This window comes from Vreelandella rituensis (assembly GCF_003336665.1).
GTDB lineage: Bacteria > Pseudomonadota > Gammaproteobacteria > Pseudomonadales > Halomonadaceae > Vreelandella > Vreelandella rituensis.
Genome location: NZ_QPIJ01000020.1, coordinates 48,606 through 58,621, shown reverse-complemented (window position 1 = coordinate 58,621; position 10,016 = coordinate 48,606). Strand labels below are relative to the sequence as shown.

At 56.7% G+C, this 10,016-nt stretch carries 10 protein-coding genes and 1 other RNA gene; 7 read left to right on the top strand and 4 right to left on the bottom strand.

Annotated features, from left to right (window positions below; all coding sequences use genetic code 11):
* The first annotated feature begins 392 nt into the window (after nucleotides 1-392).
* Complete coding sequence (locus DU506_RS10180; RefSeq protein WP_114486832.1) at nucleotides 393-632, top strand: hypothetical protein; 240 nt, start codon at nucleotides 393-395, stop codon at nucleotides 630-632.
* A gap of 439 nt (nucleotides 633-1,071) precedes the next feature.
* On the opposite strand, the gene ssrA is transcribed toward DU506_RS10180, so the two are convergent.
* Nucleotides 1,072-1,452: a transfer-messenger RNA gene (gene ssrA / locus DU506_RS10175) on the bottom strand.
* Between the two features lie 139 nt (nucleotides 1,453-1,591).
* Nucleotides 1,592-2,083 (bottom strand): SsrA-binding protein SmpB, encoded by a 492-nt coding sequence (gene smpB, locus DU506_RS10170; RefSeq protein ID WP_114486831.1) that lies wholly within the window; start codon nucleotides 2,081-2,083, stop codon nucleotides 1,592-1,594.
* A gap of 125 nt (nucleotides 2,084-2,208) precedes the next feature.
* Here smpB and DU506_RS10165 point away from each other — a divergent pair, with 125 nt between their 5' ends.
* Together DU506_RS10165 and DU506_RS10160 are read left to right on the top strand one after the other, a co-directional pair.
* Nucleotides 2,209-2,643, top strand: a complete 435-nt coding sequence (locus tag DU506_RS10165) for a type II toxin-antitoxin system RatA family toxin (protein ID WP_114486830.1) — start codon at nucleotides 2,209-2,211, stop codon at nucleotides 2,641-2,643.
* Nucleotides 2,633-2,956, top strand: coding sequence for an RnfH family protein (locus DU506_RS10160; protein WP_114486829.1), 324 nt, complete (start codon nucleotides 2,633-2,635; stop codon nucleotides 2,954-2,956). The genes DU506_RS10165 and DU506_RS10160 overlap by 11 nt, the downstream gene beginning before the upstream one ends.
* Here DU506_RS10160 and DU506_RS10155 read toward each other — a convergent pair.
* Complete coding sequence (locus DU506_RS10155) at nucleotides 2,935-3,411, bottom strand: outer membrane protein assembly factor BamE (RefSeq protein ID WP_181870736.1); 477 nt, start codon at nucleotides 3,409-3,411, stop codon at nucleotides 2,935-2,937. The two genes, DU506_RS10160 and DU506_RS10155, sit on opposite strands and share 22 nt — an antisense overlap.
* 72 nt (nucleotides 3,412-3,483) lie before the next feature.
* On the opposite strand from DU506_RS10155, the gene fur reads away from it, so the two are divergent.
* The gene (gene fur, locus DU506_RS10150) at nucleotides 3,484-3,936 is read left to right on the top strand and encodes a ferric iron uptake transcriptional regulator (protein ID WP_114486827.1); all 453 of its coding nucleotides are present in this window, start codon (nucleotides 3,484-3,486) and stop codon (nucleotides 3,934-3,936) included.
* Nucleotides 3,937-4,060: 124 nt separating this feature from the next.
* Here fur and recN read toward each other — a convergent pair whose 3' ends face one another.
* Nucleotides 4,061-5,734 (bottom strand): DNA repair protein RecN, encoded by a 1,674-nt coding sequence (gene recN / locus DU506_RS10145; RefSeq protein ID WP_114486826.1) that lies wholly within the window; start codon nucleotides 5,732-5,734, stop codon nucleotides 4,061-4,063.
* A gap of 229 nt (nucleotides 5,735-5,963) precedes the next feature.
* Here recN and grpE point away from each other — a divergent pair, with 229 nt between their 5' ends.
* From grpE to dnaJ, 3 genes are all read left to right on the top strand, one after another.
* A complete protein-coding gene (grpE, locus tag DU506_RS10140) occupies nucleotides 5,964-6,599 on the top strand; it encodes a nucleotide exchange factor GrpE (protein WP_114486825.1) in 636 nt (211 codons plus the stop codon).
* Nucleotides 6,600-6,736: 137 nt separating this feature from the next.
* On the top strand, nucleotides 6,737-8,659 hold the full coding sequence (gene dnaK / locus DU506_RS10135; RefSeq protein ID WP_114486824.1) for a molecular chaperone DnaK: 1,923 nt from the start codon (nucleotides 6,737-6,739) through the stop codon (nucleotides 8,657-8,659).
* Nucleotides 8,660-8,767: 108 nt separating this feature from the next.
* Nucleotides 8,768-9,916, top strand: coding sequence for a molecular chaperone DnaJ (dnaJ, locus tag DU506_RS10130; RefSeq protein ID WP_114486823.1), 1,149 nt, complete (start codon nucleotides 8,768-8,770; stop codon nucleotides 9,914-9,916).
* Nucleotides 9,917-10,016: the final 100 nt, after the last annotated feature.

The window sequence follows — 10,016 nt, the reverse complement described above, 5'->3', positions numbered from 1 at the left end:
GGGCGTTGTGGACACGCCCATGTCAATTACGCACATTGATCACCCGTTGACATTGGAAGCTCGCCAACGAGCGAGTGAAACCACGTCTAACGGCGCAGCCGCTTAGGCGTGGTAGTTCATACTGCATATCAATGGCGGGTAATAGTGAGTTTATGAGAATGCTCAGGCAAAATTCTAAGCATAATTAGTAACTAAACTAGGTTAATGTTTCCACGAGGACAGTCGCTTATCGTATATAAAAGGTCGCGAGCAAGGATGCGCTCGATTTTGGCCGGAGGCTGGTCCTCACCAATTTCCATTGCCCTGCGGGCAGGCTAGAAAACAGGGCAATTTTTATTCTCTATCCCTCTCCGATCCTTTCCCATCAAACCCTCCAAATTTGGAGAATGAGCATGACCGATCAATCGATTCGCGTTGACCTCGCAGATGGGTCTTCTTGGTATTTTCCTTCGGAAATTACGACAGCGGAAAGGGCTGACTTAGTGCTTTCGCATATTCTTGCCACGCTCAAAGAGATTGAATTGAACTACGATAACGCCCGGAATATAGCCGACGATCAACGGCATCAGCTGCTCAAAAAACTTACCCATGAAATGGACTTTGTTATGGGACTGTTCGAAGAAGTAGCCTGATTCTTCCTTGTTCTTCGACAGACAAACCGGCTTGGTCTTCCACAAGGGGCGGGAATTTCTACTTCCGGGTGCGGGCCTCGAATATCGCTGCCAGATCAGCAAAACTACCAGGTGGTTTTGCTGGCTTAGTCACGGGAGGCTTTTCATCAACCTGAGCTGGCCCAGGCAACCCCGGTAGCGCTGTTTCTAGTCGTTCAAGCCGATGGCGAGGGCAAGAGCAAGAGCTTCCTCGCGGTAGGCATCGGAGTAACGGGCACGGGTCTTCTTCATCGGGGTAGCTTGCTTTGCCATGGGTCACCTCGTTGAGTGTAATACCTTAACGGGATGTCCACTGCTGCTGGGCAAGATCAATGGCTGCCTGCTTGCAGGACAGGACAGGCTAATAGGTTGGCTAATAAACAAAAAAAGCACCCGTAGGTGCTTGATTTGTCGACTTGTTTGGTGGAGGCGGCGGGAATTGAACCCGCGTCCGCCAGCACTCGCCCATTGGCTCTACATGCTTAGATTACGTCATTTATTTTAACGCTACCGGCTCCGACGATCAGGATCCAGTAACGCGAGCCTTCTTAAGGTTTAGCAATTGGCGCGAAGACACCACCAACTGCGATCCCATTATTTTTAGCTCGTATCCCGTCCGTGCTGAATGGGCACAGCACTTCGGGGCCGGACAAGAAGCTAACAGCTATTAAGCTGCCAGCGCGCCCTGAGCGTAGTTGTCGTCGTTTGCGACTATTTGTCGTGATGTTGGATTTACGAGATACATCACGCTCTCGGCATGCACCGCAGGGGTTGTCACCGGCGTCGAAACCATGTCGCCCCCTTAATCAAGCGCCATTCTAACGCGCTTGTATCACATTGACCAGCGATGCTGTATTCGGTTCCGCATGCTGCGACTTTTTTGTCGACTCCCGATCTTTTTCTTTCTACCAGAAGTGTCGTTTCTTGAGAAGATAGACCCATCATGCCTTGTTTTGTTCCCGCATGATGCGCCCTTTTTGACGCGTCCAGTCGCGGTCTTTCTCCGTGGCACGTTTGTCGTGCAGCTTCTTGCCGGTGACCAACGCCAGGTCGCACTTTACCTTGTTGCGTTTCCAGAACAGTTTGAGCGGCACGCAGGTATGCCCCTTGTCCTGGGTGATCGAAAAGAGCTTGGCAATTTCCTTTTTATGCAACAGAAGCTTACGCGTACGGGTAGGGTCGGCGAGTTCATGGGTGCTGGCAGTATTCAGCGGCATGATATGACAGCCCAGCAGCCAGGCCTCGCCATTACGAATCAGAATGTAGGTGTCGGTCAATTGTGCCTTGCCGGCACGCAGGCTTTTGACTTCCCAGCCCGCCAGAACCAATCCCGCTTCGAATGTCTCGTCGATATGATATTCAAAGCGCGCTTTCTTGTTCTGGGCAATGACGCTGGTGCCGGTACCCTTGTTTTTACCTTTCTTTGTGGCCATGGAACCTCATGTTTGCTCTGTCGATTGCCTATCCTTGGTTGAATAGGAAGGCGTGATACCATTCAAGGCCTGGAAAATAATTCCCATGATACGCCTTGGGCACTGTGAAGTCAGCGGAGAGGTCAATGCCAACCGTCAATCGTTCCGCCTTGGTGCGGCACACTCCTAAACAAATGTTCGAACTGGTTAATGACTTCGAGCATTATCCAGAGTTCCTGCCCGGCTGTCGGCGAGCGCGTTTGCTTGAGCGCGACGAGACACACCTGATAGGAGAAATGACCCTGGGGCGCGCAGGCGTCGAGCAGACCATCACCACACGCAATGACCTGGAGTCACCCGAGCGAATCGACATGATGCTGGTCAAGGGCCCTTTCAAGCATTTGAAAGGCCATTGGCGGTTCATGCCGGTGGGCGAGGGCGTGTGCAAGATCAGCCTGGAGATGGAGTTCGAGTTTTCCAACCGCTTGCTGAGTATGGCATTCGGCAAGATTTTTCAGCAGATCGCCGGGCAGTTGGTCGACGCTTTCCATCAGCGGGCCGATGAGCTGTATGGCCGCTGAGCTGCGAGTGGAAGTCGCTTTTGCACTGCCTCACAAGCAGCGGATTGTTGCCTTGTACGTGACGGAGGGTACCACCGCCCGCGAGGCGGTGAATCTTGCGCAATTGCCGCATTTCTTCCCGGAACTACCGGTGGAAACCTTTAGTCAGGCAACCTTGGGGATTTTCGGCAAGGCGCTGCGCGACCCTGATACGCAGCCATTGCGCGAAGGCGAGCGGGTTGAGGTGTATCGCCCTCTGTTGATTGACCCTAAGCAGGCCCGCCTGGCGCGCGCACGCCGCCAGGCGACTGTTTACCCTTCGTCGGGGACATAGATCGGCACTGGCTCCGGGTCAGGCGCTGTGCGTGGTGTCTCCGGCAAGGGTTCATCCAGAACGCCGCGCTGTCTTGCGGGTGCGCGATCTTCAGCCGTGGGAAGGTCGAGATCCCCGGTCATGTTCCCCTCGCGCTGAATCTGCTCCAGGCGGCCGTCCTCCCCGAATACCAAGGTGACACGACGCTGCTCTACACCTTCATAGGCTTTATCGAGCCGAAAGACGTAGTCCCATTCGTTGCTGTCGAAAGGAGCCTGCAGCAGGGGACTGCCCATAAGGTAGGTGACTTGCTCCTGAGTCATGCCGGGTTGTAATTGGCTGACCATCCCTTGGGTCACCAAGTTGCCTTGAGGTAAATCCCGCTTGTATACCCCTACATAGCTACAGCCACTGGCTACCAGCACGGTGGCGGAAAGGGTAACGGAAAGCGCTACTATTCTAGTCAACTTTTGCATTTGGGCCTGTTCTTCACTATCGTGGTTTCGGTTGATCATACCCGACCTAACCTGTCACTGCGAAGAGCAACCATGGCCCATCAGAACCATGAATTACGCAAAGCCGGGCTGAAAGTCACCCTGCCGCGCGTTAAGATCCTGCAAATCCTCGAAAATGCTTCCGGCCAGCACCATCTGAGTGCCGAAGAAGTGTATAAAACACTCATCGATACGGGTGAAGACGTAGGTCTTGCAACCGTTTACCGGGTGCTGACTCAGTTCGAGTCGGCAGGACTGGTGATTCGTCATAATTTTGATGGCGGTCATGCGGTTTTCGAAATGACCCAGGAAGATCATCACGACCACATGGTGTGCCTGGAGAGTGGCGAGATCATCGAGTTCGTGGACCCCATCATCGAGCGCCGTCAGCAGGAAATTGCCGAAGAACATGGCTATGAACTGGTCGACCATGCGCTGGTATTGTATGTGCGTCCGCGAGGCTCCCGCGTGACTCGCCAGGACAGCGGCCCGGTCAACAAGAAGTAATTAACGGAAAGTAAATGGCTGCATTTACTTGGCAAGCGCCCCGGCAGGTCAATCCTGCCGGGGCGCTTGTGGTGTCGGTATTTGAGACCAGTCCAATCAGGCCAAGTAGGTCAGACCAAGCACCTTAGTGAGGTGCCCGCTGGCTGGCGTGGAGCATTTCGCGGGCGTGAGCCAAGGTTTGCTCGGAAAGCGTCACCCCGCCCAGCATGCGCGCCAGTTCACTGATCCGCCCCCCTTCATCAAGTACCTCCATGCGCGTAAGCGTCGTGTCGCGCTTGGCTTGTTTTTCGATATGCACATGCTGGTGGGCCTGTGCCGCGACCTGGGGCAAGTGAGTGACGGTCATCACTTGGCCGGTATCACCTAGTCGACGCAACAGCTTGCCGACGATTTCCGCCGTGGCCCCCGAAACGCCAACATCGACTTCATCGAATATCAGGCTGGGAATGGTCGAATGCGTGGCGGCTACCACTTGAATGGCCAGGCTCAGGCGTGAAAGTTCCCCCCCGGAGGCGACTTTTGCCAGTGGGCGTGCCGGCTGGCCGGGGTTGGCGCTGATAAGAAACTGAACGTGATCCAAGCCTTCGGCACAGGCGGCGTCGCGTTGGCTGACCGCGACCTCGAAGCGGGCCTTGTCCATGGCTAGAAAAGCGAGTTGCTGCTGAACGTCCTTGCCGAAACGCTTTGCGGCCTGTTGGCGCTCTGTGCTGACCTTTTTGGCCTGGGCACGCCAGTGCTCGCGTAACGCGGCGATTTCAGTGCCCAGCGCTTCCAGATCTTGCTCACCGCTATCGAGTTGATTGTATTGTGCCTGAAGTCGAGCGTGCAGCTCGCAGAGCTCTTCCGGTGCCATATGATGCTTGCGTGCGATGCGATGAATATCGCCCAGGCGTTCTTCCACCCAGGCTAGGCGCTCGGGGTCGAGCTCGGTGGCGGCGGCCAGATGGTTAAGCTCACTGGCGGCTTCTTCCACCTGAATGCGGGCATCGCGCAGCATGGCAAGGGTGTTAGCCAGGGTGCCCTTGTCGGCGCCGGGCAAGGCGCTTAAATGTGTGAATGCCTGGTTAAGCAGAAACAGCGCGCCGCCTTCTTCGCCGGCACAGCAATCCGCCGCAAGCTGTGTTTCGCGCAAGGTTTCTTCGGCATGCGCCAAGGTGTGCTGTTCTTCTTCAAGGCTGTCCAATTCACCGCTTGTTAGAGCCAGTTGATCGAGTTCTTCGACCTGATAGCGCAGCAGCTGACGTTTGGCTTCCAGTTCGCCGTCGTCCTGAGTGAGGCGTTTGAGCCGCCGTCGCGCGGCTTGCCACTGCCGGTATGTCTCGGCGAGTTGCTCAACGTCCTTGCTCAAACCTGCATAGTCGTCGAGCAGTGTCAGGTGGGTGTCTTCACGCAGCAACGCCTGGTGCGCGTGCTGACCATGCACTTGGACCAGGCATTCGCCGAGTGCCTTGAGGTCGCTGATAGTGGCGGGCTGGCCGTTGATCCAGGCTTTGGAGCGCCCACTGGCGGTTACCGCGCGGCGCAGCAGGCAGTCATCCGTGGGCAGCTCGCGGGTTTCCAGCCATGCCTGTGCCGCAGGCAAATGTGCAATGTCAAAGCGTGCGCTGATATCCGTCCGGGCGCAGCCATGACGCACGCTGCCGGCATCGGCGCGCTCACCCAGGCATAGCCCCAAGGCACCCAGCAGGATGGATTTTCCTGCGCCGGTTTCGCCGGTAATGGCCGTCATGCCGCTCATGAAGTCGAGCTCAAGTCGGTCGACGATGGCGTAATCCTGAATGGCAAGCTGCGTGAGCATGTTTCCTCCTGGCACCAAGACTGATAGAAGCAGCTGGATAGGTATACATGGATTGTTGATTTATACAGTAGTCGAAAAGTCGCTGCAACGTCCTCTTGACTTCAAGCGCATGGCCCCCATATAGCCCCGCAGACGATAATTTATAGCGCCCACGATAATTTCTAGATAGTTGCTCGCGATGCCACGGTTCATGTCGGCACGGTGTCACTCAAATTTTCAGGAGATTCGCATGGCTAAAGATCCACAGACCCCACTTGATGAAGAGCTGAAGCAGCGCGACGCAAAGCCGGGAACGCCGGAGCAGCAAGCCGAAGAGCGCCTGGCGGAAGGGGAGCTGGAAGGCTTGATCGAAGATGAAGAGCCGCTGGTGGAGCCGGCCCCGGGCAGTGACGCGGAAGCCGATGTGCTGGCGGCCCGTGTGGAAGAGCTGGAGCAAAGTTTGGAACAAGCCAATGACCAGGCCTTGCGTGCCGCCGCCGAGGCCCAGAACGTACGTCGGCGTGCCGAGCAGGAAGCTGAGAAGGCGCGCAAGTTCGCCTTGGAGCGCTTCGTGAAGGAGTTGCTGCCGGTGGTCGACAGTCTGGAAAAAGCCCTGGAATCCATGGGCGAAGACGCCTCCGACGTTCACCGCGAAGGCGTGTCGATGACCCTGAAGATGCAGATGGACGTATTGGGCAAGTTCGGCGTGGAAAGCATTGAGCCGCAAGGTGAGCCGTTCGACCCCCAGGTGCATGAAGCCATGGCCATGGTGCCCAACCCTGAGCTTGAGCCCAACACTGTGATGGAAGTGATGCAAAAGGGCTACCTGCTCAATGGACGCCTGGTTCGCCCTGCCATGGTAGTGGTCAGCCAGAAGGCCGGTTAAGACGCAGGGCAGACGCACAATCGGCAAAAAAGCCCTTGAAAAGCTGCCGGCGGCCCCCAGATAGAGGGCAACCTGCGGTAAATGCCGCATCTAACATTTTTATATTTTTTGTCACAACTAATTTTGAGGTTTTTGCTATGGGACGCATCATTGGTATCGACCTGGGCACCACTAACTCCTGTGTTGCCGTACTTGACGGCGACAGCGCCAAGGTCATCGAAAACGCTGAAGGCGGTCGTACGACACCTTCCATTATCGCTTACACCGAAGACGGTGAAATCCTGGTGGGCCAAGCGGCCAAGCGCCAGGCGGTCACCAATCCGGAAAACACCCTCTACGCCATCAAGCGTCTGATCGGTCGTCGCTTCAAGGATGACGTGGTCCAGAAAGACATCAAGATGGTGCCTTACACCATCACCGAAGCCGACAACGGCGATGCCTGGGTGCAGGTGAAAGACAAGAAGATGGCCCCGCCGCAGGTCAGTGCCGAAGTGCTGAAGAAGATGAAGAAGACCGCGGAAGATTACCTGGGTGAAACCGTCACCGAGGCTGTCATTACCGTTCCGGCCTACTTCAACGACAGCCAGCGTCAGGCGACCAAGGATGCCGGGCGCATTGCCGGTCTGGACGTCAAACGCATCATCAACGAGCCGACTGCAGCCGCACTGGCCTACGGCATGGACAAGTCGCGTGGCGACAAGACCATCGCGGTATATGACCTGGGTGGCGGTACCTTCGATATTTCCATCATCGAAGTGGCCGATGTCGACGGCGAGACTCAGTTCGAAGTGCTGGCCACCAACGGTGACACCTTCCTGGGTGGTGAAGACTTCGACTTGGCGTTGATCAACTATCTGGTCGACCAGTTCAAGGCGGATAGCGGTATCAATCTGTCCGGCGACAACCTTGCCATGCAGCGCCTGAAAGAAGCCGCGGAAAAAGCCAAGATCGAGCTTTCCAGTGCCCAGCAGACCGACGTCAACCTGCCTTATATCACGGCTGACAACACCGGTCCGAAGCACCTTAACGTCAAGGTGACCCGCGCCAAGCTTGAAGCCCTGGTGGAAGACCTGGTTCAGCGCTCACTTGAGCCGTGCAAGGTGGCGCTCAAGGATTCCGGCCTTTCCACTTCCGAAATCGACGAAGTGATTCTGGTCGGTGGCCAGACGCGCATGCCGATGGTGCAGAAGAAAGCGGCTGAATTCTTCGGTAAAGAAGCGCGTAAAGACGTCAACCCGGACGAAGCCGTGGCTGTGGGTGCCGCCATTCAAGGCGGTGTCCTGGGCGGCGACGTGAAAGATGTCCTGCTGCTTGACGTCACACCGCTGACCCTGGGTATCGAAACCATGGGCGGGGTGATGACACCGCTGATCGAAAAGAACACCACCATCCCGACCAAGAAGACCCAAACCTTCTCGACTGCGGATGACAACCAGACAGCCGTGACCATTCACGTTCTGCAGGGTGAGCGCAAGCAGTCCACCGGCAACAAGTCACTGGGTCGTTTCGACCTGGCCGATATTCCGCCGGCGCCGCGTGGCGTGCCGCAGATCGAGGTTGCCTTCGACCTGGATGCCAACGGTATTCTTAACGTCTCGGCGAAAGACAAGGCCACCAATAAAGAACAGTCCATCGTCATCAAGGCGTCCAGCGGCCTGACCGATGAAGAAATCGATCAAATGGTACGCGATGCCGAAGCGCATGCCGACGAGGACAAGAAGTTCGAAGAGTTGGTGCAGCTGCGTAACCAGGCTGACGGCATGATTCATGCCACGCGCAAGACGTTGGAAGAAGCCGGTGACAAGGCCACGGATGACGAGAAACAGGCGATTGAAACTGCGATTACCGAGCTTGAAGAAGCGATCAAGAGCGATGACCGCGAGGCGATCCAGACCAAACTCGACGCCTTGACCGAAGCCTCCGGCAAGCTGGCGCAGAAACTCTACGCCGAGCAAGCCGATGCCGCTCAGCAAGAGGGCGGTGAAGGCGAAGCCAAGCCGGAAGAAGACGTGGTTGACGCTGAGTACGAAGAAGTCAACGACGACAAGAAAAAGCAGTAACCACTCTTTCTGCTTCTGCCAAGGAATGCAGTGACGCGGGGGCTAACCCCCGCGTCGTTGTATCCGTGGTCAAGACTCTTTGCTTAAACCAGGAGGCGCAAAGGACCCATGTCCAAACGCGATTATTACGAAGTCCTGGGTGTGGAAAAAGGGGCCGATCAGAAAGAGATCAAGAAGGCCTATCGCCGACTGGCGCAAAAATTCCACCCTGACCGTAACCCCGAAGATAATACTGCCGCCGGAAAATTTCGTGAGGTTTCCGAAGCCTACGAAGTGCTGAGCGACAACGAAAAACGGGCTGCCTATGACCAGTTCGGTCATGCAGGCGTTGATGGCCAGGGCGGAGGCGGCTTCGGTGGAGGTGGCGCCGGCGACTTCAGCGACATCTTCGGCGATGTTTTCGGCGACATCTTCGGTGGTGGTGGCGGAGGCCGTCGGCGTGGTCCCAACGCCCCCGCACGCGGTTCGGACCTGCGCTACAACCTGGAGCTCGACCTGGAAAGCGCGGTGTCCGGCACCACGGTGGATATCCGCGTGCCGCGTCATGTGGCATGTGACCGCTGCGATGGTAACGGCGCCGAGCCGGGTTCCAGCGTGGAAACCTGCCCGACCTGTGCCGGGCATGGCCAGGTGCGCATGCAGCAAGGCTTCTTTGCCGTACAGCAGACCTGCCCGACCTGTCATGGCAGCGGCCAGCACATCAAGGTGCCGTGCCACAAGTGTAATGGCGAAGGCCGTGTACGCGAGACACGCACTCTGTCGGTCAAGATTCCGCCCGGCGTGGATACCGGCGACCGGATTCGCCTGAACGCCGAAGGTGAAGCGGGAATCAATGGTGGCCCACCCGGGGATCTGTATGTCCAGGTGGCCATCAAGCCGCACCATATCTTCCAGCGGGAAGGACGTCATCTGCACTGCGAGGTGCCGATCAACTTCGTTGACGCGGCGCTGGGCGGCGAGCTGGAAGTGCCAACCTTGGACGGTCGGTTGAAGCTGAAAATCCCACCCGAAACCCAGACAGGCAAGCTGTTCCGCTTGCGTGGCAAGGGTGTCAAGCCGGTACGTGGCGGCCCGCCTGGAGATCTGCTGTGCAAGGTGGTGGTGGAAACCCCGGTCAAGCTCAATGAAGAGCAGAAAGACCTGCTGCGCCAGTTCCATGAAAGCCTGGAGAGCAGCACCAGCAGGCACAGCCATTCGCCCAAGAAGAGCGGTTTCTTCGACAGCGTGAAGAGCTTCTTCGAAGATATGAAGCCGTAACCGACCGATGTGCTCTGAGATCACGTGTTTCAAAGTAACGTGCTCTGGATGTTGAACAAAACCCCGGCCTTCGCAAGAAGCCGGGGTTTTTAACGCATTC

Bases quoted from the DNA above. Each gene is read 5' to 3' on its own strand.
- DU506_RS10180 (WP_114486832.1), top strand. From the start codon at position 393: ATGACCGATCAATCGATTCGCGTTGACCTCGCAGATGGGTCTTCTTGG.
- smpB (WP_114486831.1), bottom strand. From the start codon at position 2,083: ATGGCCACAAAGAAAGGTAAAAACAAGGGTACCGGCACCAGCGTCATT.
- DU506_RS10165 (WP_114486830.1), top strand. From the start codon at position 2,209: ATGCCAACCGTCAATCGTTCCGCCTTGGTGCGGCACACTCCTAAACAA.
- DU506_RS10160 (WP_114486829.1), top strand. From the start codon at position 2,633: ATGGCCGCTGAGCTGCGAGTGGAAGTCGCTTTTGCACTGCCTCACAAG.
- DU506_RS10155 (WP_181870736.1), bottom strand. From the start codon at position 3,411: ATGCAAAAGTTGACTAGAATAGTAGCGCTTTCCGTTACCCTTTCCGCC.
- fur (WP_114486827.1), top strand. From the start codon at position 3,484: ATGGCCCATCAGAACCATGAATTACGCAAAGCCGGGCTGAAAGTCACC.
- recN (WP_114486826.1), bottom strand. From the start codon at position 5,734: ATGCTCACGCAGCTTGCCATTCAGGATTACGCCATCGTCGACCGACTT.
- grpE (WP_114486825.1), top strand. From the start codon at position 5,964: ATGGCTAAAGATCCACAGACCCCACTTGATGAAGAGCTGAAGCAGCGC.
- dnaK (WP_114486824.1), top strand. From the start codon at position 6,737: ATGGGACGCATCATTGGTATCGACCTGGGCACCACTAACTCCTGTGTT.
- dnaJ (WP_114486823.1), top strand. From the start codon at position 8,768: ATGTCCAAACGCGATTATTACGAAGTCCTGGGTGTGGAAAAAGGGGCC.